Source organism: Polaromonas sp. P1_F4 (assembly GCF_056405675.1).
This window is the reverse complement of the sequence record NZ_JBFUBP010000002.1, coordinates 340850-363802: the sequence shown is the minus strand read 5'-3', so window position 1 is coordinate 363802 and position 22953 is coordinate 340850. Positions and strand designations below refer to the sequence as shown.

Below are 22953 nucleotides of genomic sequence, written 5' to 3'. Positions count from 1 at the left end.
GACTTATGGCTTATCTGGAACTCAAGAACATCGAGAAAAGTTTCGGGGAAACCCAAATCATCCGCGGTGTTGATCTTGAAATCAACAAGGGCGAGTTCATCGTCTTCGTCGGACCTTCGGGTTGCGGCAAATCGACACTGCTGCGCCTCATCGCCGGGCTGGAGCCCATCACCAAAGGCAATTTGCTGCTGGACGGAAAGGACATCACCTGGACGCCTTCGGGCAAGCGTGACCTGGCGATGGTGTTCCAGAGCTACGCGCTCTACCCGCACATGAGTGTGTACGACAACATGTCCTTTGCGCTCAAGCTTGCGGGCGTGCCGAAGGACGAGATCCAGACCAAGGTCGAGTACGCGGCCAAAACGCTGAATCTCACCCAGTACCTGGGCCGCACACCGAAAGACCTGTCGGGTGGACAGCGGCAGCGCGTGGCGATTGGCCGCGCCATCGTGCGTGCACCCAAGGTGTTCCTGTTCGACGAGCCCTTGTCCAACCTGGATGCCGCGCTGCGCGGCAACACGCGCGTCGAAATCCACAAGCTGCACCGTGCGCTCGGCGCGACGACCATTTACGTCACGCACGACCAGGTCGAGGCGATGACGCTGGCCGACCGCGTGGTGGTGCTCAGGGACGGGCTGATCGAGCAGGTCGGTACGCCGCTCGAGCTCTACGACCACCCGGCGAACCGGTTTGTCGCGCAGTTCATCGGCATGCCGTCGATGAACATGGTGGCGGCGAGCGCAATTCCCAGCTTCTCGGCCGCCACTGGCGGGCGCCTGCCAAGCGACGGTTTCCTGGGCGTCCGGCCGGAAGGCTTGCGCGTGCATCCGAAGCAGGCCGTTGCTTTTGGTGTGCAAGGCCGCGTGGAGCTGATCGAGGCACTCGGTGCCGACACCCTGATTCACGTCGACGTCGGCGGCGTGCCGTTGATAGCGCGCCAGAACGAACGGACACCACTGCATGCAGGTGACGATGTAGCGGTCGAGCTCGACCCCTCGGTGCTTCATCTGTTCAACCGTGAAGGCCGTGCGGTCCCGGCCTGATTCTTTCTTTCTTTCGGACATTCCCTTGACTCTCGCAACAGCGCTTCCTGCGAAAACGCCATTGGCACCTTCGGAATTCACGGTGCTTCACCTTGGACTGGGTTCGTTTCATCGAGCCCACCAGGCCGTTTATCTTCAGCGGCTGATCGATGCGGGCGATACCCGTTGGTCCATCGTGGGCGCCAACATCCGGCCCGATATGGCCGAGGTCGTCGCGGCCTTGCAGGCACAGGGCGGGCGGTACACGCTGGAAACCGTATCGCCGGCCGGCGAGTACCGCTATGAACAGATTGAGGCCATCCGCGAAGTGTTTCCCTGGGAAGCCTCGCTGGCTGCGGTGATCTCTCGCGGTGCGGCGCCGTCCACCCGTATCGTTTCATTCACCGTGACCGAGGCAGGCTACTACCTCGACACGAAAGGCAAGCTGGACTTGTCTTTCAATGATCTCGCGGCAGACCTTGAGCGTGCACGCCGCGGCGAGGCGGGCGGGGAGGGCGTGACCATCTATGGTGCCGTCTGCGCGATCCTGCGTGCGCGCAAGGCGGCGCAGGCCGGCCCGGTGACCCTGCTCAACTGCGACAACCTGCGTCACAACGGCGACCGCTTCGGTGCCGGGTTGCGCGAATTCATTGAACTCACAGGCGATACCGGGCTGCTTTCGTGGGTCGCGGGGAACACCCGCAGTCCCAACACGATGGTCGACCGCATCACGCCGCGTCCGCCACCCGAGCTGCGCGCTCGCGTCAAGGCCGCCACGGGGAGGGATGATGCGGCCGCGATCACTGGCGAGAGTTTCATCCAGTGGGTGATCGAAGACAATTTCGCGGCCGGACGCCCCGACTGGGGCCGTGTGGGCGTTGAGCTGGTGGAATCGGTGCAGCCTTACGAGGAAGCCAAGATCCGCATCCTCAATGCCACGCACAGCTGCATTGCCTGGGCCGGCACATTGGTCGGGCTGGACTTCATCCACGAAGGAACACACCACGCGGCAATCCGGAAGATGGCCTACGACTATGTGACCGACGACGTGATTCCCTGCCTGAGTTCTCCCGACTCTCCCGGGCCGATCGACCTCGCGGCATACCGCGATGTGGTACTCGAGCGCTTTGGCAACCCTGCGATCCGCGACACCAACCAACGCGTGGCGGCGGACGGTTTCTCGAAGATTCCGGGGTTTATCGCGCCCACGGTACGGGAGCGGCTCGCCGCGGGACAGCCCATCAACAGCGTCGCAGTGCTGCCTGCGCTGTTCCTTGTTTTCCTGCGGCGCTGGCATCGGGGGGCGCTGCCCTACGCCTACCAGGACCAGGGTATGGACGAGGCCGTGGCCCGCGCGATCTGCGACGCTGTCGATCCTGTGCGCGCGCTGTGCTCCGACGCGGGGCTATGGGGGAGTGCCGCAGGCGATACACGGCTGACGGATGCCGTGCGCGGCGCGATCGGGCGAGTCGCCGGTTTTGTCAATTCAGGGGTAAAAAAAGCATGAGCGAACGTCTGAAGAACCGTCATGTGCTTCTGACGGGCGCCGGTGGCGGCATCGGTCTGGCGGTGGCTGAAGCCTGCATCGCCGAGGGCGCGCACTGCAGCGTGGTCGACCGGGCAGTGGCGACGCCTGAAGCCGTGCAGGCACTGCAGAAACGTCATTCCGGCTGCCTGGCCTACATCGCGGCGGACGTGACGGACGCCCAGGCGATTGCGCGCCTGCTGGTGCAGGCACAGGCCGCTTTTGGCCCCATTCATACCCTGTTCAACAACGCGGCCGTGTTCGACCTCGCGCCTTTGCTTGACAGCGACGAGGCATCTTTCGACAAGCTCTTTGCCGTCAATGTGAAAGGCATGTTCTTTGTCATGCAGGCCGTGCTTCGCCACATGGTCGAAGCTGGCACGCAGGGTGCGTCGGTCATCAACATGGCCTCGCAGGCCGGGCGGCGCGGCGAAGCGCTGGTGTCGCACTACTGCGCCACCAAGGCCGCGGTCATCAGCTACACCCAGAGTGCCGCATTGGCCATGGCGCCGCATGGCATTCGCATCAACGGCATCGCACCCGGTGTGGTCGATACGCCGATGTGGGACCATGTCGACAGCCTCTTCGCCAAGGCAGAAGGGTTGCCTCCGGGGGAAAAGAAGCGGCGCGTGGGCCTCGAAGTGCCACTCGGCCGTATGGGCGTGCCGGCCGACATCGCCGGAGCAGCGGTATTTCTGGCCAGCGACGAAGCGCGTTACATCACGGCGCAGACCCTGAATGTCGATGGCGGCAACGTCATGAGCTGATTGATCGGGGTAGAGCGCGATGAATGAAGACTTCCATCTGTACCTCGACAGCGCCGACCTGACCGAGTTGCAGGCCTGCCTGCCGCATCCGGTAGTGCACGGGGTGACCACCAACCCCACGCTGCTGCAGCGAGCGGGCGTCGGGCGCGCCGCGGTGCCCGGCCTTCTGGCGCGCTGTATCGAACTGGGCGCGCGGCAAGTGCAGGCGCAGGTGTATTCGAGCGAAGTCGATGGCATGCTCGAAGACGCGCAGGACCTGCTGCCGCACTTCGACAAGGGCCAGCTGGTCGTGAAGATTCCCGCCACACGGCAGGGCTTCGATGCCGGTGCCCGGCTTGTCGCGCAAGGTGTGCCGGTCACGTGGACGGCTGTCTACGCGCCCGAGCAGGCGCACTTTGCTGCCCAACTGGGCGCGGCTTATGCGGCACCCTACCTGGGACGGCTTGAGGACGCTGGTGTCGACGGGTTGGCGCTGATCGCGCAGATGCAGGCGCTGGTAGCACAGCGGCCTTCGTCCGGCACGCGCCTGCTGGTGGCGAGCATCCGCTCCCGCGAGGCGTATCTTTCCTTGCTGAGGTTGGGCGTCGGCGCCATCACGATTCCGCTGCGCCTCTTTGCAGAATTGCTCGATCATCCCGCCACACTGGCTGCCGAGCGCGGATTCCTGGCTGACGCCCGCGCCTTGCCCTGACAGAGGACAATCCGAAAACCATGCGCATTGCACTCACAGGCGAAGCCCTGATCGATTTCACCGCCAGCGAGGCAGGCACGCTGGCGTTCCTGGGCCACGAGGGCGGCTCACCGCTCAACACGGCCGTCGCCTGCGCACGCCTCGGACAGCCCACTGGTTTTCTCACGCAGCTGTCGACCGACCTGTTTGGTGAACGCTTGATGCGTTTTCTCGAACGCAACGGTGTGGACACCCGTTTCATCCTGCGCAGCCATGCGCCGTCGACCCTGGCCTTCGTTGAGCGCACACCGCAGACCAACCGCTATGCCTTCTATACGCGCGGCAGCGCCGATGCGACCTGGGCGCCTGAGCCGCTGCCGCAGTTGCCGGCGGAATGCCGTTTTCTGCATTTCGGCTCCATCGCGCTCCTGCAGGAACCTGCTGCCACGCGCATCACCGGGCTGATGGCCGCCAATGCCGGGCGCCGTGTGATTGTGTTCGATCCCAACGTGCGGCCCAGCCTGATTTCCGATATGGCAGCCTACCGCGCGCGCGTCATGAGCTGGTTTGCGATGGCCGATCTGGTCAAGCTCAGCGACGAAGATGCCGGACTGCTGGCGCCCGGCAGGCCTGTCGATGCGCTGGCAGCGGATTGCCTGCACGCCGGTGCGCGAGCGGTCATCGTCACGCGTGGCGCTGGCGGTGCCACGCTTTGGCGCACGGGGCACGAGCCGTTGACTGTGGCGGCACCGCGTGTTGAGGTGGTCGACACCATCGGCGCGGGCGATACTTTTACGGCCGGGCTTTCAGTCTCGCTGCTTGCGCATGGCGTCGAACACCCGGCCCAGCTTGGCGAGCTGAGCGGCGACGCCTGGCGCGCAGTGATGCACTTCGCCGCCACGGCCGCCGCACTGAACTGCACCCGCGAAGGTGCCGATCCGCCCACGCTGGAGGCCGTTCACGCCGCGCTCGTGCGAGAGGACAATGAGGCCGTTGCTTCACGGTCCTGCCCCAGACTGCCATGACAACGTCTACATCCAAACGCCCGATCCCCCGTCAGCGCCAACCCGAACTGGAGCGCGATATTGCGCGCTCCCCATCACTGGGTTACGAGTCACCTGAAACCGGTCTGGTGCGCTGTCTTGCACATGGCTTTCCGAGCCCGCTGGTACGCTGGCATTTTCATGAAGAGTATGAACTGCACCTGATCACCGAGACCTCGGGCAAGGCGTTTGTCGGCGACTGGATCGGACCGTTTCAGCCCGGTCATCTGGTGTTGTGCGGCCCGCGCCTGCCGCACAACTGGATTTCGCTTGACGTGCCCGAAGGCGGCGCCGCGGGACGCGACCGGGTGATCCAGTTCCATCACGAGCCCATCGAGCGCGCGGCAACCGGGATTCCTGAATTGCGCGAAGTGATGCAGCTGCTCGAACGGGCACGCCATGGTATCGAGTTCTTCGGCATGTCGCAGCAGGCGCAGACGCACTGGGACAACATCAAGGCCGCGCGCGGCGTGCGCCGCCTCGGCCACTTTTTTGAGTTCATGGCCGACCTGGCGCAATGGACGGACTACCGGCTGCTGTCGAGCGTACAGATGCAAGGCACGCAGGGCGCCGATGGCGACGCACAGGTTGACCAGATCAACGGCATCGTCAACCGCATTACCGCCAACATGGCGGAACCGATCTCGATGTCAGTCGTGGCGGCCGAGCTCGGCATGAGCGAGAGCCGCTTCAGCCGCTTCTTCCAGCGCTCCACCGGCAACAGCTTTACCGACTTCGTCAACCGTGTGCGCATCAACAGCGCCTGCCACCTGCTGATGCAGACCGACCACAACGTCACCGACATCTGCTATCAGGTCGGTTTCAACAATGTCGCAAACTTCAACCGGCGTTTCCTGGAGATCAAGGGCATGACGCCTACCGAGTTCAGGCGGCAGACAGACGACCGTTTTGGCCGATTATCCTGATGGTCCTGTAGCGTGAAATTAAAACTTGTACCCCAGTTGCAAGGTGAAGCAATCAGGGTCAAGGCCCACATCGATGGTCTGGTTGGTACTGAGCGTGCCGCGGGTTTTCAGGAAAGTCTTGGTATAGCTGGCTTCTACAAACCATTTTTTGTCGAGGTTGAAAATACCACCCAGTTGCAACGCGGGGGCAAATTTCGACTTGAAGGATACGCTTGTGGCGGGGCCGCCTGGGTTGGTCAACGCGGTCAGCAGGGCTGTGCCGCGTTCCTTGTAGAACTTCACGTAGGAGAGGCCCGCACCCAGGTAAGGACGAAACCGGGCGTCGGCATCAAGAAACCGGTATTGCGCGATCAGCGTGATGGGCAAGGCCCGGGTGTCGGCCACTGTGCCAACGCCAGCGAGCACACCTGCGCCGCTGACGTCATGCCTGAAGCCCAAACCGAGCGGCAGGTGCAGGCTGATGTGGTCGGTGACCATGTAGTTTACGGCGGCCGTTAACCTGGAACTGTTGCTGACGTCGACTTTCGCGCCCTGAATTACGCCAGTTCCGGACGGCGCCGAAAGGCTGCCGCTGTTCACGGAAGGCGCAATCCGCGTGACGCCGGCCGACACGGACCATGTGCCCGCCTGTTGTGCAAAGCCGTATACGGAAGAAACCGCCAGGGCGGCCGCTATGAAGAGTTTCTGGGAGGGATTCATGGGCAAGTGCGAATGCGGGATGTGTTCGGGTTGCTATGGCGTCATTGTTTGTGCCGGCGGTATTCGCGCCATCGCACGGGGCGAGGGAAGTCATCCGGTGGCTCATGAGAAATCATGGTAGCGGCAGGCGCCAACGTGCAGCATCTTCCTCCCCGTTTTTGTGAAGAGACTGTGGCGCCGCAGACGAAAGGCCTTGCTGTGTGAAAACGTTTTTCGTACAAAGTGGACGAGCAATAAAAAAAGGGCCGCGAAAGCGGCCCTTTTTGATGGAGCGAAAAGCTCAGGCAGGCATTACATGCCCATGTCGCCCATGCCGCCCATTCCACCCATGCCGCCTGGCATGCCGCCGCCGGCGCCGGACTCTTCTTTCGGAGCTTCGGCAATCATGGCCTCGGTCGTCAGCATCAGGGATGCGACGGAGGCTGCGTTCTGCAGTGCGGTGCGGGTGACCTTCGTGGGATCCAGGATACCCATTTCGATCATGTCGCCGTAGGTGTCGTTGGCTGCATTGAAGCCGTAGTTACCCTTACCAGCCAGAACCGCGTTGACCACCACAGAGGCTTCGCCGCCTGCGTTGTAAACGATTTCGCGCAGGGGGGCTTCGATGGCGCGCAGCACCAGCTTGATACCGGCATCCTGGTCAGGATTGTCGCCGGCGATCTTGCCAGCAGCTTGCTTGGCGCGCAGCAGGGCCACGCCGCCGCCGGCCACAATGCCTTCTTCCACGGCAGCGCGGGTAGCGTGCAGCGCGTCTTCCACGCGGGCCTTCTTTTCCTTCATTTCGACTTCGGTGGCAGCGCCAACCTTGATCACGGCAACACCGCCGGCCAGCTTGGCCACGCGCTCTTGCAGTTTTTCACGGTCGTAGTCACTGGTCGCTTCTTCGATCTGGACGCGCACTTGCTTGACGCGTGCTTCGATGTCGGCAGCGGCGCCGGAGCCGTCGATGATGATGGTGTTTTCCTTGCCCACTTCGATGCGCTTGGCCTGGCCGAGGTCAGCCAGCGTCACTTTTTCGAGCGACATGCCGACTTCTTCAGCGATGACCTTGCCGCCGGTCAGGCAGGCGATGTCTTCCAGCATGGCTTTGCGGCGGTCGCCGAAGCCAGGGGCCTTCACAGCCACAACCTTCAGGATGCCGCGCAGGGTGTTCACCACCAGAGTTGCCAGGGCTTCGCCTTCGACTTCTTCAGCAATGATCAGCAGCGGACGGCCGGCCTTGGCGACTTGCTCCAGGGTAGGCAGCAGGTCACGGATGTTGCTGATCTTCTTGTCGTAGAGCAGAACAAAGGGGTTGTCCAGCAGTGCGGACTGCTTTTCAGGGTTGTTGATGAAGTAAGGGGAGAGGTAGCCGCGGTCGAACTGCATGCCTTCGACGACGTCGAGCTCGTTTTGCAGGGACTTGCCGTCTTCCACGGTGATCACGCCTTCTTTACCAACCTTGTCCATTGCGTCGGCAATGATCTTGCCGATGGATTCGTCAGAGTTGGCGGAGATGGAGCCGACCTGGGCGATTTCTTTCGAAGTCGTGGTGGGCTTGGAAGCCTTCTTGAGCTCTTCGGTCAGGGCCAGCACGGCCTTGTCGATACCGCGCTTCAGGTCCATCGGGTTCATGCCCGCGGCCACGTACTTCATGCCTTCGCGGACGATGGCTTGAGCCAGAACGGTGGCGGTGGTGGTGCCGTCGCCGGCGTTGTCGGAGGTCTTGGAAGCGACTTCCTTGACCATCTGCGCGCCCATGTTCTGCAGCTTGTCTTTCAGTTCGATCTCTTTGGCGACGGACACACCGTCCTTGGTCACCGTGGGGGCGCCGAACGAGCGCTCCAGAACCACGTTACGGCCTTTGGGGCCCAGGGTTACCTTGACGGCGTTGGCCAGGATGTTCACACCCTCGACCATGCGTGCGCGGGCTTCGCCGCCGAAAATTACGTCTTTTGCTGCCATGATGCAGATTCCTTAAAGTTTATGGATGAAATCGCCTGCCGGCCCATATACAACGTGCGCCAGCAGCTATCAAATAAATAGCAGAAGAGAGATTACTTCTCGACCACTGCAAACAGGTCTTCTTCTTTCATGACGAGCAGTTCGTCGCCGTCGACCTTGACGGTCTGGCCGCTGTATTTGCCGAACAGCACGCGGTCGCCAACTTTCACGCCCACGGGGCTCAGTTCGCCCTTGTCGTTCTTCTTGCCTGGGCCAACGGCCAGCACTTCGCCCTGATCAGGCTTTTCAGCGGCGCTGTCAGGAATGACGATGCCGGAAGCGGTTTTGGTTTCGTTTTCCACGCGTTTGACGATCACGCGGTCGTGCAAAGGACGAAGTTTCATGAGAGCTCCTTGTTTGAGAACAATGGTTTTGGGAATCAAAAAGCACCCGCGTAAAAGTGAGTGCCCGTTAACTTGGTGGATTGACTGAGCTTTGTTAGCACTCAATACCATCGAGTGCTAATCATAGAGGCAATCAGACCCGTTTTCAAGGTGGTGCTACTGAAAACCGCTGTTTTGGTGCTTTACCCGTGAACCGGACTGATTCTTGGATTCCCACCCCCGGGCCGTCCGGCGGCGTCCCGGAGGGGGCGAGTGGAGAAACGCTGACGGGAGACGAAGGGACGGCGTGTCGTCCTACGCTCAACTCAGGCTCTGCAAACCGGAGATTTTGGAGGCTGCTGGCTACTATTTATCCAGGTGTTACAAGCCGCTTCGTTCTTTAACGGGGTGTTGCGGATTGTTCTTTCCGTGCCATGTTGGCTCACAACCGCATCCCTGTAACCATGACCACAAAGACCTCAACCGAGCTTCAGTTCCTTTCAACCGGCATCCCAGGCCTGGATAACATCCTTGGAGGCGGCCTCATCAAGGACCGGATCTACCTGATTGAAGGTGAGCCTGGCACCGGCAAGACCACCACCGGCCTGCAATTTCTGGTGGAAGGCGCCCGGCAGGGTGAGTCCGTTGTGTACATCACACTGGCCGAAACGGCGGCAGAACTGGCCGGGGTTGCCGAGTCCCATGGCTGGGACATGGGGGGCATTCACATCCATGAGGTACTGCCGTCTGAAAACCTGCTGATGCCGGAGGCGGAATACACCATGTTCCACCCTTCGGAGGTAGAGATGGGCACCACCACACAGATGATTCTGTCCGTGATTGAAGAGCGAAAACCGACCCGGGTGGTGATTGATTCCCTCTCCGAATTGCAATTGCTGGCCGATACGCCGCTACGCTATCGCCGCCAGGTGCTGGCGCTCAAGCAGTTCTTCGCCAGCCGTTCCTGCACCGTGATGTTGCTCGACGACCGCACGGCTGCCGGCATAGACCTTCAGGTGCGCAGCATTGCGCACGGCGTGATCACGCTGGACCAGTCCGTGAAGGACTACGGGGCCGAGCGGCGCCGGGTGCGCGTGGTGAAGTACCGCGGCATCGCCTTTCGTGGCGGCCTGCATGACTACGACATCCAGTACGGGGGCCTGTGCGTGTACCCGCGCCTGGTGGCGGCCGAGTCGCGCGTGATGGGAAAACGGGAACAGCTCAAAAGCGGCCTTCCCGAACTCGACACTCTCCTGGGCGGCGGCCTGGAAGAGGGCACCAGCACGCTGATTGCCGGCCCCCCGGGTACCGGCAAGTCGTCGCTGGCGGCCCAGTTCGTCACCGCCGCAGCGGAACGCGGGCAGACCAGCGCCATGTTCCTGTTTGAAGAAGCGGCAAACAATTTGCTGAACCGCGCAGACGGCCTGGGCATGAAAATCCGCGAGCCCTATGAAAGCGGCGTGCTGAGCATTCAGCAGATTGACCCGGCCGAGCTGTCCCCTGGGGAGTTCACGACCGTAGTGTGCCGGGCCGCAGACCGGGGCTGCAAAGTCATCGTCATCGACAGCATCAACGGTTACCTCAATGCCATGCCGGACGAGCGTTTTCTGACAACGCATTTGCACGAATTGCTGACCTACCTGGGCCAGCGCGGTGTGGTGACCATCCTGATAGGCGTTCAGCAAGGCATGCTGGGCGGCCAGATGTCCACCACGGTGGATGCCAGTTACCTGGCCGACAACGTACTCATGCTGCGCTACTTCGAGCATGACGGCGAAGTCAAGCAGGCCGTATCGGTGTTCAAAAAGCGAGGCAGCCTGCACGAGCGCACCATCCGCGAATTCTCGATGTCGCACAAGGGCATCCATGTCGGCGCGCCGCTGCGCGGCTTCCGCGGCATTCTGACGGGGGTGCCCGTCTACCTCGGCAACGATCCTGAGGTGGGTGCTGCCCGCGGAGCAAGATAGGTGGAGCGGCGAATCGTCATTTGTGCGCCTACAGGGCGGGACGCGGCGCTGACCGCCAGGGTGCTTCAGTCGGTGGGTATCCACAGCATTGTGTGTGCAAACAGCGATGAGCTTATGACGCAACTCCCGCTGGGTGCCGGCGCCCTCTTGCTGGTGGAAGAGGTTGTCAGTGGTGCCGCCATGCGGCCATTGGCTGACTACGTGGCCTCACAACCCACCTGGTCGGACATCCCCATCCTGCTGCTGACGCGCAGCGGCGCAGATTCGCTGGATGTGCAGCGGGCGGTCGAGCATCTTGGCAATGTGACGCTGGTGGAACGGCCCGTGCGCACCATTGCCCTGATTACCGCCACCCGCTCGGCCGTGCGGGCACGCGAAAGGCAATACCAGGTGCGCGATGCCGACAAGCGCAAGGACGAGTTCCTGGCTACGCTCGCGCATGAGCTGCGCAATCCGCTGGCGCCGATCCGTACGTCCATGGGAATCCTCAGGCATCTTTACCCGGACTCGGGCCAGATCACGCAACTGCGCAATGTCGTGGACCGCCAGGTGGCTCACCTGACGCGATTGGTGGATGACCTGTTGGACGTGGCCCGCATCACCAGCGGCAAGGTCACCCTGAAAAGGGGGCAGATCACACTGCAATCAGTGATTAACCATGCGGTGGAGATTTCTGGTACCGCCATGGAAAGCAAGCAGCACCGGTTGGACGTGCAGGAGCCGGACGCACCGTATCTGCTGGATGCCGATCACGCGCGCCTGGTGCAAAGCGTCGCCAACCTTCTGGTCAACGCCGCCAAGTTCACGCATCCAGGCGGTCATATCGTGCTGCGCGCGGACGTCGAGGGGCCTGTGGTGACTTTCCGTGTCGCCGACAACGGGATCGGGCTTGAGGCGTCTTCTCTGGTAAAAATCTTTGACCTGTTTGCCCAGACGCCCGTGCCTGGCGAAGCGCCGACCGGTCTGGGAATCGGTCTGAGCCTGGCCAGGCAGTTTGCCGAGATGCACGGCGGCACTCTGCATGCCAGCAGTGAAGGCCTTGGTCATGGCAGTGAGTTCGTCCTGGCGCTGCCGGTGGTTCTGGAGGGCGGGCATCCTGTATCGCCTGTTCAAGTGGCGGGCCCCGCCCGGTCCGGAAACGCCAAAAAAATCCTGGTGGTGGACGACAACGTGGACGCGGCCAATACCTTGGGAGCTTTGCTTGGCATGGATGGTTTTGCAGTGACAACGGCGTATGACGGTGTGGCCGCCGTTGCCGCCGCCAAGGCTCACAGGCCGGACGTTATCGTCATGGACATCGGAATGCCCGGCATGAACGGGTACGACGCAGCACGCTTGATCCGCCAGCAGCCGGCCACTGAAACCATGGTCCTTATTGCACTCACTGGTTGGGGACAGACAACAGACAAAGCCCTTGCCAGTCTGGCCGGGTTTAACCATCACCTGGTCAAACCGGTGGATTACGAAAGCCTGATGTCCTGCCTCGTTGCCTGATGTGGGTAAAAAGCAGCGGCCGGAATGCCGGGAATTAAAGCTCCAACCAAAGGAAGTGGTGCCTGATTCGAGCTTGTCCTACACGCATTTCCTATCCCGCTGACGCATCGCGGCCAGGCGTGAACCTACAGTCAAAACCCAGCCACTCAAAGCCTTCATTGGCGCCGCCATGTTTCTAGACAGCTTTCCCCTGCATGAACCGGAAATCCGGGCAACCCGGCCTGCACGCGAAATCGCCATGGAAACGGGGAAATCCCGCAGTGCCTGGCCGTTCATCGTTACCGGCAACGGTTTTGGTGTATCGCACGCTGCCCGTGATTCCAGGGGGGGAATGCCATCAATGTCGGCATCTGCATTTCCCGCCGCGGATTTCAGCAGCTTTGTTACCTGATGTCCGGCGACACGAAGGACACAAGATGGGCCTGAAAAAACGCATCGATCCAAAGAGTGATCGTGACCGCAAGAACGGGTCAGCCGCACAGCCTGACGCCATATCTGCCGAGGAATACGGCAGAGAGGGCACCAACAAGACCATCGCGCAGCCCAAAGCCGACAACGCGCCGTCCGAAGAGTTGGGCAATACCCCGCATGTCGGGAAAAGCCCCTACACGCGCGGTTGAATCGCGGGGTGATCTTCTGGATTAGCGAGGGGGAGGGACCTCTTGGTCCTTAACTTCGTAGCGCGAAGCAAGCCTGCGCTGAAAGCCGCACAAGCTTGTTTCGTTCGGGGCCTTACAGGCCTGCAGCCGCGCGAAGCGCAGCTGCTTTATCGGTCGTTTAGCGTCGGCGCAGGCCTTCGGCCCTTAACTTCGCTGCGCGAAGTGAGCCTGCGCTGAAGAACTGATACCGGGTTGTCCGCCCGGCGGCCTTACAGGCCGGCTGCAGCGCGAAGCGCAGCAGCTTTATCAGTTCTTTCCCACGTAAATTCCGGTTCGTCGCGGCCGAAGTGGCCGTAGGCTGCCGTCTTCTCGTAGATGGGGCGCAGCAGGTCCAGCATCTGGATGATGCCCTTGGGGCGCAGGTCAAAGTGTTCGTTGACGAGGGCCGAGAGTTTCTCGTCGGAGATCACGCCGGTGCCTTCGGTGTAGACCGTGACGTTCATGGGGCGGGCTACGCCGATGGCATACGCCACCTGGATCTGGCACTGGCGTGCCAGGCCCGCGGCCACAATATTTTTGGCCACATAACGGGCTGCGTAGGCGGCTGAGCGATCCACCTTGCTGGGGTCTTTGCCGCTGAACGCGCCGCCGCCGTGTGGGCAGGCGCCGCCGTAGGTGTCGACGATGATCTTGCGGCCGGTCAGGCCGCAGTCGCCCTGCGGGCCGCCGATAACGAAGCGGCCTGTCGGGTTGATCAGGTACTTGGTGTCCTTGAGCCACTCTTTGGGCAGTACCGGCTTGATGATCTCTTCAATGATGGCTTCGGTGAACGAGGCCTTCATCTTGTGGGCGGTTTCGCTCTGGTCGGGGCTGTGCTGGGTCGACAGCACCACGGTGTCGATGCTGTGCGGCTTACCGTCTACGTAGCGCATGGTCACCTGGCTCTTGGCATCGGGGCGCAGGAAAGGCAGGCGGCCATCCTTGCGCAGCTGGGCCTGGCGCTCGACGAGGCGGTGAGCGTAGTAAATCGGCGCGGGCATCAGGTCCGGGGTTTCGTCGCAGGCATAGCCGAACATGAGGCCCTGGTCGCCGGCGCCGATGTTCAGGTGGTCGTCACTGGCATGGTCTACGCCCTGGGCGATGTCGTTGGACTGCTTGTCATAGCAAACCATGACGGCGCAGCCCTTGTAATCGATGCCGTATTCGGTGTTGTCGTAGCCGATGCGCTTGATGGTGTCGCGCGCGACCTGGATGTAGTCGACATGCGCGTTGGTGGTGATCTCACCGGCCAGCACGACGAGGCCGGTGTTGGTCAGGGTTTCGGCGGCGACGCGGCTGCGTGGGTCCTGCTTGAAAATTGCGTCGAGGATTGCGTCGGAAATCTGGTCGGCGACCTTGTCGGGATGGCCTTCAGAGACGGATTCGGATGTAAAGAGAAAATCGTTCGCCATTGCGTACACTCCATGAAGTTTGTCGGCGCGTTGCCGGCTGGAATGCCTCGGCGAACGCTTTAGCAGTTTGGTTTAATGTCGCCCTGCAAGTAGTTCAGTAACTCGGCGACAGCCCGCATTATATGACGGCTGGTTTTTGGCCGGCGTAACCTTTCGATACCCCTTTCACCTGATTCATGCCCTGGTTGTTTCGCTTCTTTTCCCTCTGGCCGCTGGCCGCCCTGCATGCGCTGGGCGGCATGCTGGGCTGGCTGGTGTGGGGCTTGAGTCCGCGCTACCGCGCCCAGTTCAGGGCACATGTGGCGCAGGCCGGACTGCCGTTCGCGGTCGCCCGCCCGGCGATTGCCGAGGCTGGGCGCTTTATTGCCGAACTACCCAAACTGTGGATGCGGCCGGCTTCGGAGTCCTGCCTGGGTAATGTCCGTGTTGAAGGCCAGGTGCACGCGGAGCAGGCTTTTGCCGAAGGCCGTGGTGTGATTTTTTTCGGCCCCCATTGCGGCAGCTTCGAGCTGGGCCCTCAGGCGCTCGCCGAACTGTATGGGCCCATTACCGCGATTTACCGGCCCGCGCGCAAGGCCTGGCTGGCCCGTCTGGAACGCCTTGCGCGTGACCGGGCCAACCTCACTGTCGTGCCCGCCTCCCTGAGCGGTATCCGCCTCATGCATAAAACCCTCAAGGCCAACCAGGCCGTGGCTCTGCTGACGGACCAGGTGCCGCCCGAAGGCCTGGGCGTGTGGGCGCCTTTTTTTGGCAAGCCGGCCTACACGATGACGCTGGCCGCGCGGCTGGCGTTGCAAAGCGGTGCGGTGCTGCTGCCCGTCAGTTGCGAGCGCCTGGCCCGCGGCAAAGGGTATTTCCTCAAGATATGGCCACCGGTTCAGGGGATGGACGCCTCTGATTCCGGCGCGCGCGCCGACCTGCTGCATGGGGTAACTCAGATCAACCGGGCGATCGAAGCCATTGTGCTGAGCCAGCCGGGCCAGTATTTGTGGGGCTACGCACGCTACAAGACACCACGCAAGGAAACTCCCCTTTGAAGACTCCCCGCCAGATGGCCAGCCGGATCGTGACCCGCGGCGGCATTTTTTTCATGCGCGTGTTGGCGCTGCTGCCGCTTTCCTGGACGCGTGGCCTGGGCGTGCTGCTCGGCTGGATGTTGTATGCGGTGGTAGGCTCGCGCCGGCGCGTGGTGGCCACCAATTTCGCGTTGTGCTTTCCCGATTACCCGGTCGCAGAGCGGCGCCGCCTCACGGTGCTGACATTTGTATTTTTTGCCCAGGCCTGGCTGGACCGCGCGTGGCTCTGGCATGCGCCCCAGGCCTGGGTGCAGCGGCGCGTTCAGGTGACGGGGGCTGTGCAGGAACTGGAGGGCAATGAGCCCACGGTGATATTCCTGCCGCATTTCGTCGGCCTGGATGCAGCATGGGCCGGTGTGGCGCTGCAGATGCCGCGGCCCTCGACCACCATTTACACCGACCAGTCGAACAAACTGGTCGACCGCTGGATACTGCGAGGCCGGCGGCGGTTTGGCAACCTGCGGCTTTTTGGGCGGGGTGATGGCGTCAAACCCATTGTGGCCGCCCTTCGGGAAGGGCAGCCGCTTTACCTGTTGCCCGACATGGACTTCGGCCCCGACGATTCAGTGTTCGTGCCTTTTTACGGCATACCCACCGCAACGGTCCCGTCTCTCTCTCGATTTGCACGCCTGGGCCGCGCCAAGGTGCTGCCCCTGTTGCCCCGGATCACCCCGACGGGTTATAAGGTGGAGGTGCTGCCGGCCTGGGTGGATTTCCCGAGCGACGACCCGGTGGCCGACACCGCGCGCATGAATGCGCAGCTGCAGGACTACATCAACACCATGCCGGCCCAGTACTACTGGGTGCACAAGCGCTTTAAAACCCGGCCCGAAGGCGAGCCGTCCCTGTATTGATGGCTGGCGGGTTGGGGCCAAAATTTTAGGGAAACAGGCCTTCAGGCCATGCAGGACGAGCGCAAGCAGCTATTAAATCAATAGCAATCTAGCGCAGGAAATCCTGCAGGTGGGCCGCCACCAATGCGGGCTGCTCGTGCACGATCCAGTGGGTTGCGCCTTCGATGCGGCGTAAATCCATCTGCGGCACGTAGTCGCCCAGGCCCTCCAGCAGCGCGGGCGGCAAGGCCGTATCGTCCAGTGCCCAGAGCACCAGCGTCGGCAGGTGAACTTCCAGCATGTCGCGCGGAATGCTCACTGCGGCGGCGGCCGGGTCGTTGTGCGGCGGCCCGGGCCGCGGCGGTCGCAAGGGCGAAGCACGGTAGTAATTGCAGGGGCCTGTCAGGCCCTGGCGCCAGATTTCGCGGTATTGGTCCTTGACGGCTTCGGTCAGCCAGGCGTGCGGCCCATCGGCTGCGCCCATCTTGGTAAAAAAATCCCAGAGCCGCCGAAAGTCATCTTCGGCCAGCAAGGCTTCGGCATCGGGGCGAATCAGGAAGTTCATGTAGGCACTGGCGGCTTGCTGTGCCGGTGAATGCTGCAGTTCGCGCAGAAAAGTGCCGGGGTGCGGCGAGTTGATGATGGCCAGCTTTTTCATCAGCGCGGGGTGGCCCGCGGCCAGGTTCCAGGCCACCGCGCCGCCCCAGTCATGGGCCACCAGACAAGCTAGTTGGCCACCCTCCAGCGCAATCAGCGCTGCAATGTCCTGCACCAGGTGTTTGGGCCGGTAGGCGGCCGCCTCCAGCGGCGCGCTGGAATGTTCAAAGCCGCGCAGGTTGGGTGCCACACACTGAAAACCGCCGTTTTCAGGCCGCGCAAAGTGTTCCAGCAAGCCGTCCCAGACAAAAGCTGCTTCCGGAAAGCCGTGCAGGAACATCAGGACAGGGCGGCCTTTTTCACCGGCAGTCCGGCAAGACAAGGTGATGCCGTGGGGCAATGTGCACAAGCTGGTGGCGATCATGTTGCTATATTTTTTATAGCTGCTTGCGCCCGCTCCTGTGGGGTTAAAGCCGCTTTTTCCTTAAAAATCCAGGCCCCGGCACTCCTTGCGGCTGAAACTGCTCAGTCGTTAATCTCAGGCAGCTCTTCAGGTGCCGCTTTGGCGGGTTTTACCGGTTTCTCTGCCGGATGGGCCCAGTCCCACAAATGCTGGGCTACTTCCTCCACACCGCGGCGCTTCAGCGAAGAAAAGAGTTTGACGTCTCCGCCGCCGGCCTGCAGTCGCACAATGGACAGCGCCTTGGCCGCTTCGGTCTTGTTGAGCTTGTCGGACTTGGTCAGCAGCACCAGGAACTTGAGGCCGTCTTCCACCCGTGGCCGGATCACGTCCAGCAGGATCTCGTCGAGCTCGGTCAGGCCCAGGCGCGGGTCGCACAGCAGCACCACGGCCTTGAGGTTGTCGCGCGTCTGCAAATAGTTGCCCATCACCTGCTGCCAGCGGTACTTGGCTTCCTTGGGCACGGCCGCATAGCCGTAGCCCGGCAGGTCGGCCAGCACGGCGTCCGTCACACCCTGTTTGCCAAGGCTGAAGAGGTTGATGCTCTGCGTACGGCCCGGTGTCTTGGAGGCAAACGCCAGCCGGTGTTGCTGCGTCAGTGTGTTGATGCAGGTGGACTTACCGGCGTTGGAGCGGCCGACAAAGGCGATTTCAGGCACGTCGACACGGGGCAGGTGCTTGAGCTCGGGCGCCGTCGTCAGGAATTTGGCCGTGTGCAGCCAGCCCATCGCGATTTTGGGGTCGGGCGCGCCGGTTGCCGCTAAAGATGGTTTGGACGGAGAAGGTGAGGTCATGATCGGGCGGTCCCTGGAGATCGGTTGCACGCTACCGGCATGCGTTGGAGGGAGCAATGGCTTCGGGGACGGAACCCGGGAAGCGCTGAGGCGGTGCGGAGCTGCTGGCCCGTTGCCGCGGCAAGACCCGAATAATCGGGGGTGCCCTGAAGCCATTGTAAAATCAGAAAGTTATAAGTTTTGTGCGCCAACCAATTAAAACCCCCGATATGAAGCTGTTCGTTACTTCTCTCCTGGCCGCCTTGCTGGCCGTGCCTGCCGTGTCGTCTTTTGCTGCCGGTGAAGCCGCACCTGCACACGGCGCCGCTTCGGCTCCTGCAGCAGCCCCGGCCAAGGTTGCCAAGCCTGATCTGGTCAAGGGCGAGGCCAGCTTCACCGCGGTTTGCGCCAGCTGCCACGGCGCTGACGGAAATTCCGGCACCCCTGCCAACCCCAAGCTGGCGCAGCAGCATCCCGAATACCTGGTCAAGCAGCTGCAGGAATTCAAGGCCGGCAAGCGCAAGAACCCCATCATGCAGGGCTTTGCGGCGGCGCTGTCTGAAGACGACATGAAAAACATCGCTTACTGGGCGACGTCCAAGAAAGCCAAAACCGGCTTTGCCAAAGACAAGGAACTGGTTGCACTCGGCGAGCGGATCTACCGCGGCGGCGTGCAGGATCGCCAGATCGCAGCCTGCGCGGGTTGCCACAGCCCCACGGGCGCCGGCATTCCTTCCCAATATCCCCGCCTGAGCGGCCAGCATGCTGACTACACGGTGACGCAGTTGACGGCTTTCCGTGACGGCGGCCGCGGCAACAGCCTGCCCATGAGCCAGGTGGCCGCCAAGCTGAACGACCGTGAAATCCGCGCGCTGGCCGACTACATTGCCGGCCTGCGCTAAGCAAAGAACAGCAAAGGACTGGCAGGCGAGCGATTTTTTGCTGAAAGTACCCGCAGGCTGCCTGCAGTATTGAACCCAAGCCTCCAAAATCAATCACACCAAGGCGGGTCTTTCTGATGAAAGCCCGCCTTTTTTCTTTTTCCCTTCTTTTTCTGGTTCGCGGGCTTTCGTGAGCCAACCGCAGGTTCCATTTCAAGCATGACAGTTTCCACCGAGGGTATGAAGGTCAATTGGGGCTCCCGCAGCTGGCGGGCGGCGGTGGAGCTGCTGTCGTCCATGCGGTTTTCCATTTCGCTGCTGACGGTGATCTGCATTGCGTCGATCATCGGCACGGTGCTCAAGCAGGCGGAGCCGCTGGGCAACTACGTGAACCAGTTCGGCCCGTTCTGGGCGCAGGTGTTCAGCCTGCTCAGCCTCAACACCGTGTACAGCGCCTGGTGGTTCCTGCTGATCCTGGCTTTTCTGGTGGTCTCTACTTCTTTGTGCATTGCGCGCAACGCCCCCAAGATCTTCGCGGACCTGAACCAGCTCAAGGAAAACGTCCGGGAGCAAAGCCTCAAGGCCTTTGGCCACCGTGCCGAGGCCGCATTGGCCGAGTCACCCGAAGCAGCTGCGCGCCGCATTGGCCAGACGCTGGTGCAAAGCGGCTGGAAGGTGAAACTGCAGCAGCGCGCCGGCAACGGCTGGATGGTGGCGGCCAAAAAAGGCGCGGCCAACAAACTGGGCTACATCGCAGCGCACAGCGCGATCGTGCTGGTCTGCGTGGGCGGTCTGCTTGACGGCGACATGATCGTGCGCGTGCAGATGTGGCTGAACGGCAAATCGATTTATGCCGGCGGCGGCCTGATTGCCGACGTGCCGGCCCAGCACCGGCTCAGCGACAAAAACCCGACGTTTCGCGCCAACCTGCTGGTGGCCGAAGGCACACAGTCCAGCACCGCCATCCTGAACCAGCCGGGCGGCGTATTGCTGCAGGAACTGCCGTTTTCCATTGAGCTCAAGAAGTTCATCGTTGAGTACTACTCGACCGGCATGCCCAAGCTCTTTGCCAGCGACATCATCATCCACGACAAGGAAACCGGCGAAAAGATCCCGGCGCGGGTGGAGGTCAATCACCCGGCCAACCACCGCGGGATCGAGATTTACCAGTCGAGCTTCGACGACGGCGGCTCCAGCGTGACGCTCAAGGCCATTCCGATGGCCGCGGCCAGCAAGCCGTTTGAAATTCAGGGCACGATCGGCGGCTCCAGCGGCCTGACCAACGGGCAGGGCGATGGCGCCGAAAAGCTGACGCTGGAATACACCGCGCTGCGGGTCATCAACGTGGAAAATTTCGCGTCGGGCGGGAGCATGGGTTCCGGGGCCGATGTGCGCAAGGTCGACCTGCACCAGGCGATTGACACACGGCTTGGCGCGGCGAACAAGACCGTGACGCAAAAAGAGCTGCGCAACGTAGGCCCCAGCGTGAGCTACAAGCTGCGCGATGCATCCGGGCAGGCCCGTGAATTTCACAACTACATGCTGCCGGTCAAGACGGATCCGGCGGAAGACAGCCCGGCGGTCTACCTGATGGGCGTGCGCGAAACACCGTCCGCGCCTTTCCAGTACCTCCGGATCCCGGTGGATGCTGAAGGCGGCATGGAGACCTTTTTGCGGCTGCGCGCGGCGCTCGCCAATCCGGCGCAGCGTGAGCTGGCGGTCAGGCGCTACGCAAGCCAGGCCATTGGCCGGGAGCGGCCGGAGCTGACGCAGCAGCTTGCTGCGTCGACGTCGCGGGCACTGGCCCTTTTTGCCGGTGACGTTGCAGACGCAGCGGGCGCAGCGCAAGGCTCGACGGGCAAGCCCAAAACCGCTGCAGGCCTGCAGGCCATCTCTGATTTCATGGAGGCCAACGTGCCCGAGGCCGAGCGCAACCGCGCCGGCGAGGTGCTGATCCGTATCCTCAACGGCGCGTTGTTTGAGCTGACGCAGATGACCCGCGAGCAGGCCGGGCTCAAGCCGCTGGGCCAGGATGAAAAGACGCGGGCCTTCATGTCGCAAATGGTGCTGAGCCTGTCGGACGCCAATTTTTACCCCGCGCCCATGGCGTTTGAGCTGAAAGACTTCACCCAGGTCCAGGCCAGCGTGTTCCAGGTAGCGCGTGCACCGGGCAAGACCATCGTCTACCTGGGTTGCGCCTTCCTGATCCTGGGCGTGTTCGCCATGCTTTATGTGCGCGAACGCCGCGTCTGGGTCTGGCTGGCACCGCGCAGCGCAGGGGGCGGTCAGGCAGAAGATGGCAATGTTGCGGGTTCAATGCCAGAATCGGCCGAAGGCCACAGTCAGGCCACCATGGCCTTGTCGACCAACCGCAAGACCATGGACGGTGACAAGGAGTTTGAGATGTTGAAAACGAAACTGTTGCAGGCGCCTTTATGAATACCTCCACGATCAACCACACCGCGGTGAACACCACCACGCTGAAGGCCGGCGGCGACAGCACGCTGAGCCTGAACGAGGGCTATTTCGCCCGGCGCAATGTATTGGACTGGGTGTTTGCTGCGCTGGTCACCGGCGGCTTGCTGTATGCCTTCGCCCGCTACAGTGATTTCATGGATGTCTATGAAAAAGGCATCCTGTTCGCGGCCATTCCGGCGGCTATCGCCATGGGCTGGTTCTGGCGGCCGTTGCGGGTGCTGATGATGGTGGTCAGCGCCTTCGCGCTGCTGGGCATCGCGTCCTACCAGGGAGATCTGGCGCGCGCCGAACAGGTGTTCTGGCTCAAGTATTTCCTCTCCAGCCAGTCGGCCATTTTGTGGATGAGCGTGCTGTTCTTCATGAGCACGATTTTTTATTGGCTGGGCATGTTCGCAAGCGGCGCGACCAATGCGCAGGGCCATAGCAGCCATAGCGCCGTGCTCGAGTCGGTAGGTTCAAAAATTGCCTGGGCCGCCGTCAGCATGGCGTTGATCGGTACGCTGGTGCGCTGGTACGAAAGTTACCTGATAGGCGCAGATGTGGGACACATTCCGGTCAGCAACCTGTATGAAGTGTTCGTGCTTTTCTGCTGGCTGACCACCACCTTTTATCTCTATTTCGAAGCGCAGTACAACACGCGCACTTTAGGGGCGTTTGTCATGTTGGTGGTCAGCGCAGCCGTCGGTTTTCTGCTTTGGTACACCGTTGTGCGGGAAGCGCATGAGATCCAGCCGCTAGTGCCTGCGCTCAAAAGCTGGTGGATGAAACTGCATGTGCCGGCCAACTTTATCGGCTACGGGACTTTCGCACTCTCCGCGATGGTTGCGCTGACCATGTTGCTGAAAACCGCGACCAGCAAATCTCTGTGGATTGGCCTGGTTGCCTTGCCGACCGTCCTTGTTGTCTTGCCTTTGACGGCCGTGATGTTTTTCGGATCGGCTGAAATGGCTCCCGCCATGGGTAAGGCTCTGCGCATGGTCGTTCCCACCGTCATCTTCTTTGTGGCCGTCATTTGGGCGCGCAAGGCGATCAATGCGCACACACCGGATGCCGTCGTTATGGACGACCTGATGTACAAGGCCATCGCTGTAGGCTTTGCCTTCTTCACCATCGCCACGGTGCTGGGTGCCTTGTGGGCCGCCGAGGCCTGGGGCGGCTACTGGAGCTGGGACCCCAAAGAAACCTGGGCATTGATTGTCTGGCTCAACTACGCCGCCTGGCTGCACATGCGGCTGATGAAAGGGCTGCGCGGCACGGTCGCTGCCTGGTGGGCGCTGGTGGGGCTGGTCGTGACTTCCTTTGCCTTCCTGGGCGTCAACATGTTCCTCTCGGGCCTGCACAGCTACGGAACCTTGTAGCCGGCAGCAAGTCCTTGTAAGGTCGGGT

The 22953-nt window shown here is 61.9% G+C and carries 21 protein-coding genes; 15 read left to right on the top strand and 6 right to left on the bottom strand.

Features of this window, described 5'->3' with window-relative positions; translation table 11 throughout:
* The first annotated feature begins 5 nt into the window (after nucleotides 1-5).
* The 6 genes from AC1DYQ_RS06725 to AC1DYQ_RS06700 all read left to right on the top strand — a co-directional run bounded on the left by AC1DYQ_RS06725 (nucleotide 6) and on the right by AC1DYQ_RS06700 (nucleotide 5953).
* Nucleotides 6-1043, top strand: coding sequence for an ABC transporter ATP-binding protein (locus tag AC1DYQ_RS06725; RefSeq protein ID WP_477686118.1), 1038 nt, complete (start codon nucleotides 6-8; stop codon nucleotides 1041-1043).
* A gap of 82 nt (nucleotides 1044-1125) precedes the next feature.
* Nucleotides 1126-2529 (top strand): D-arabinitol 4-dehydrogenase, encoded by a 1404-nt coding sequence (dalD, locus tag AC1DYQ_RS06720; RefSeq protein WP_477686279.1) that lies wholly within the window; start codon nucleotides 1126-1128, stop codon nucleotides 2527-2529.
* Nucleotides 2526-3314 (top strand): L-iditol 2-dehydrogenase, encoded by a 789-nt coding sequence (locus AC1DYQ_RS06715; RefSeq protein WP_477686117.1) that lies wholly within the window; start codon nucleotides 2526-2528, stop codon nucleotides 3312-3314. Before dalD ends, AC1DYQ_RS06715 begins: the two co-directional genes overlap by 4 nt.
* A gap of 19 nt (nucleotides 3315-3333) precedes the next feature.
* Nucleotides 3334-4005, top strand: a complete 672-nt coding sequence (locus AC1DYQ_RS06710; RefSeq protein ID WP_477686116.1) for a transaldolase family protein — start codon at nucleotides 3334-3336, stop codon at nucleotides 4003-4005.
* Between the two features lie 20 nt (nucleotides 4006-4025).
* Nucleotides 4026-5009, top strand: coding sequence for a carbohydrate kinase family protein (locus AC1DYQ_RS06705; RefSeq protein ID WP_477686115.1), 984 nt, complete (start codon nucleotides 4026-4028; stop codon nucleotides 5007-5009).
* Nucleotides 5006-5953, top strand: a complete 948-nt coding sequence (locus AC1DYQ_RS06700; RefSeq protein ID WP_477667359.1) for an AraC family transcriptional regulator — start codon at nucleotides 5006-5008, stop codon at nucleotides 5951-5953. The genes AC1DYQ_RS06705 and AC1DYQ_RS06700 overlap by 4 nt, the downstream gene beginning before the upstream one ends.
* A gap of 18 nt (nucleotides 5954-5971) precedes the next feature.
* Here the strand turns inward: AC1DYQ_RS06700 and AC1DYQ_RS06695 are convergent, their stop codons facing one another.
* The 3 genes from AC1DYQ_RS06695 to AC1DYQ_RS06685 form a co-directional block, all read right to left on the bottom strand.
* Nucleotides 5972-6652: an OmpW/AlkL family protein gene (locus AC1DYQ_RS06695; protein WP_477686114.1), complete on the bottom strand. Its 681-nt coding sequence runs from the start codon at nucleotides 6650-6652 to the stop codon at nucleotides 5972-5974.
* A 291-nt stretch (nucleotides 6653-6943) separates the two neighbouring features.
* Nucleotides 6944-8596: a chaperonin GroEL gene (groL, locus tag AC1DYQ_RS06690; RefSeq protein WP_411877453.1), complete on the bottom strand. Its 1653-nt coding sequence runs from the start codon at nucleotides 8594-8596 to the stop codon at nucleotides 6944-6946.
* Nucleotides 8597-8688: 92 nt separating this feature from the next.
* On the bottom strand, nucleotides 8689-8979 hold the full coding sequence (locus AC1DYQ_RS06685; protein ID WP_007872916.1) for a co-chaperone GroES: 291 nt from the start codon (nucleotides 8977-8979) through the stop codon (nucleotides 8689-8691).
* A 443-nt stretch (nucleotides 8980-9422) separates the two neighbouring features.
* On the opposite strand from AC1DYQ_RS06685, the gene AC1DYQ_RS06680 reads away from it, so the two are divergent.
* The 4 genes from AC1DYQ_RS06680 to AC1DYQ_RS06665 all read left to right on the top strand — a co-directional run bounded on the left by AC1DYQ_RS06680 (nucleotide 9423) and on the right by AC1DYQ_RS06665 (nucleotide 13039).
* Nucleotides 9423-10925 (top strand): ATPase domain-containing protein, encoded by a 1503-nt coding sequence (locus AC1DYQ_RS06680; RefSeq protein ID WP_477686113.1) that lies wholly within the window; start codon nucleotides 9423-9425, stop codon nucleotides 10923-10925.
* 114 nt (nucleotides 10926-11039) lie between these two features.
* Nucleotides 11040-12419, top strand: coding sequence for a hybrid sensor histidine kinase/response regulator (locus AC1DYQ_RS06675; protein ID WP_477686112.1), 1380 nt, complete (start codon nucleotides 11040-11042; stop codon nucleotides 12417-12419).
* Between the two features lie 169 nt (nucleotides 12420-12588).
* Nucleotides 12589-12810, top strand: coding sequence for a hypothetical protein (locus AC1DYQ_RS06670; RefSeq protein WP_477686111.1), 222 nt, complete (start codon nucleotides 12589-12591; stop codon nucleotides 12808-12810).
* Between the two features lie 25 nt (nucleotides 12811-12835).
* Nucleotides 12836-13039: a hypothetical protein gene (locus AC1DYQ_RS06665; protein WP_477673515.1), complete on the top strand. Its 204-nt coding sequence runs from the start codon at nucleotides 12836-12838 to the stop codon at nucleotides 13037-13039.
* Between the two features lie 248 nt (nucleotides 13040-13287).
* Here AC1DYQ_RS06665 and metK read toward each other — a convergent pair whose 3' ends face one another.
* Entirely contained in the window at nucleotides 13288-14469 is a 1182-nt protein-coding gene (gene metK / locus AC1DYQ_RS06660; protein WP_457279749.1) for a methionine adenosyltransferase, read from the bottom strand.
* Between the two features lie 176 nt (nucleotides 14470-14645).
* On the opposite strand from metK, the gene AC1DYQ_RS06655 reads away from it, so the two are divergent.
* Nucleotides 14646-15506 carry a lysophospholipid acyltransferase family protein gene (locus tag AC1DYQ_RS06655; protein ID WP_477686110.1) on the top strand — a complete coding sequence of 287 codons (861 nt, stop codon included), beginning with the start codon at nucleotides 14646-14648 and terminating at the stop codon, nucleotides 15504-15506.
* Nucleotides 15503-16399 (top strand): lysophospholipid acyltransferase family protein, encoded by an 897-nt coding sequence (locus AC1DYQ_RS06650; protein WP_477686109.1) that lies wholly within the window; start codon nucleotides 15503-15505, stop codon nucleotides 16397-16399. The genes AC1DYQ_RS06655 and AC1DYQ_RS06650 overlap by 4 nt, the downstream gene beginning before the upstream one ends.
* Nucleotides 16400-16487: 88 nt before the next feature.
* Here the strand turns inward: AC1DYQ_RS06650 and AC1DYQ_RS06645 are convergent, their stop codons facing one another.
* Together AC1DYQ_RS06645 and yihA are read right to left on the bottom strand one after the other, a co-directional pair.
* A complete protein-coding gene (locus AC1DYQ_RS06645) occupies nucleotides 16488-17399 on the bottom strand; it encodes an alpha/beta fold hydrolase (protein WP_477686108.1) in 912 nt (303 codons plus the stop codon).
* Between the two features lie 101 nt (nucleotides 17400-17500).
* A complete protein-coding gene (gene yihA, locus AC1DYQ_RS06640) occupies nucleotides 17501-18229 on the bottom strand; it encodes a ribosome biogenesis GTP-binding protein YihA/YsxC (protein WP_477686107.1) in 729 nt (242 codons plus the stop codon).
* Nucleotides 18230-18438: 209 nt separating this feature from the next.
* On the opposite strand from yihA, the gene AC1DYQ_RS06635 reads away from it, so the two are divergent.
* The 3 genes from AC1DYQ_RS06635 (at nucleotide 18439) to ccsB (ending at nucleotide 22925) form a co-directional block, all read left to right on the top strand.
* Complete coding sequence (locus tag AC1DYQ_RS06635) at nucleotides 18439-19110, top strand: c-type cytochrome (protein ID WP_477686106.1); 672 nt, start codon at nucleotides 18439-18441, stop codon at nucleotides 19108-19110.
* A 198-nt stretch (nucleotides 19111-19308) separates the two neighbouring features.
* Nucleotides 19309-21528 (top strand): cytochrome c biogenesis protein ResB, encoded by a 2220-nt coding sequence (locus tag AC1DYQ_RS06630; RefSeq protein WP_477686105.1) that lies wholly within the window; start codon nucleotides 19309-19311, stop codon nucleotides 21526-21528.
* Nucleotides 21525-22925: a c-type cytochrome biogenesis protein CcsB gene (gene ccsB / locus AC1DYQ_RS06625; RefSeq protein WP_457279742.1), complete on the top strand. Its 1401-nt coding sequence runs from the start codon at nucleotides 21525-21527 to the stop codon at nucleotides 22923-22925. Before AC1DYQ_RS06630 ends, ccsB begins: the two co-directional genes overlap by 4 nt.
* Nucleotides 22926-22953: the final 28 nt, after the last annotated feature.

Excerpts from the sequence above, each read along its gene's own strand:
- ccsB (WP_457279742.1), top strand. The coding sequence starts at position 21,525 with ATGAATACCTCCACGATCAACCACACCGCGGTGAACACCACCACGCTG.
- AC1DYQ_RS06705 (WP_477686115.1), top strand. The coding sequence starts at position 4,026 with ATGCGCATTGCACTCACAGGCGAAGCCCTGATCGATTTCACCGCCAGC.
- AC1DYQ_RS06670 (WP_477686111.1), top strand. The coding sequence starts at position 12,589 with ATGTTTCTAGACAGCTTTCCCCTGCATGAACCGGAAATCCGGGCAACC.
- AC1DYQ_RS06695 (WP_477686114.1), bottom strand. The coding sequence starts at position 6,652 with ATGAATCCCTCCCAGAAACTCTTCATAGCGGCCGCCCTGGCGGTTTCT.
- AC1DYQ_RS06645 (WP_477686108.1), bottom strand. The coding sequence starts at position 17,399 with ATGATCGCCACCAGCTTGTGCACATTGCCCCACGGCATCACCTTGTCT.
- AC1DYQ_RS06635 (WP_477686106.1), top strand. The coding sequence starts at position 18,439 with ATGAAGCTGTTCGTTACTTCTCTCCTGGCCGCCTTGCTGGCCGTGCCT.
- groL (WP_411877453.1), bottom strand. The coding sequence starts at position 8,596 with ATGGCAGCAAAAGACGTAATTTTCGGCGGCGAAGCCCGCGCACGCATG.
- AC1DYQ_RS06685 (WP_007872916.1), bottom strand. The coding sequence starts at position 8,979 with ATGAAACTTCGTCCTTTGCACGACCGCGTGATCGTCAAACGCGTGGAA.
- metK (WP_457279749.1), bottom strand. The coding sequence starts at position 14,469 with ATGGCGAACGATTTTCTCTTTACATCCGAATCCGTCTCTGAAGGCCAT.
- AC1DYQ_RS06725 (WP_477686118.1), top strand. The coding sequence starts at position 6 with ATGGCTTATCTGGAACTCAAGAACATCGAGAAAAGTTTCGGGGAAACC.
- AC1DYQ_RS06675 (WP_477686112.1), top strand. The coding sequence starts at position 11,040 with ATGACGCAACTCCCGCTGGGTGCCGGCGCCCTCTTGCTGGTGGAAGAG.
- AC1DYQ_RS06680 (WP_477686113.1), top strand. The coding sequence starts at position 9,423 with ATGACCACAAAGACCTCAACCGAGCTTCAGTTCCTTTCAACCGGCATC.
- yihA (WP_477686107.1), bottom strand. The coding sequence starts at position 18,229 with ATGACCTCACCTTCTCCGTCCAAACCATCTTTAGCGGCAACCGGCGCG.
- AC1DYQ_RS06655 (WP_477686110.1), top strand. The coding sequence starts at position 14,646 with ATGCCCTGGTTGTTTCGCTTCTTTTCCCTCTGGCCGCTGGCCGCCCTG.
- AC1DYQ_RS06630 (WP_477686105.1), top strand. The coding sequence starts at position 19,309 with ATGACAGTTTCCACCGAGGGTATGAAGGTCAATTGGGGCTCCCGCAGC.
- AC1DYQ_RS06710 (WP_477686116.1), top strand. The coding sequence starts at position 3,334 with ATGAATGAAGACTTCCATCTGTACCTCGACAGCGCCGACCTGACCGAG.
- AC1DYQ_RS06700 (WP_477667359.1), top strand. The coding sequence starts at position 5,006 with ATGACAACGTCTACATCCAAACGCCCGATCCCCCGTCAGCGCCAACCC.
- AC1DYQ_RS06715 (WP_477686117.1), top strand. The coding sequence starts at position 2,526 with ATGAGCGAACGTCTGAAGAACCGTCATGTGCTTCTGACGGGCGCCGGT.
- AC1DYQ_RS06665 (WP_477673515.1), top strand. The coding sequence starts at position 12,836 with ATGGGCCTGAAAAAACGCATCGATCCAAAGAGTGATCGTGACCGCAAG.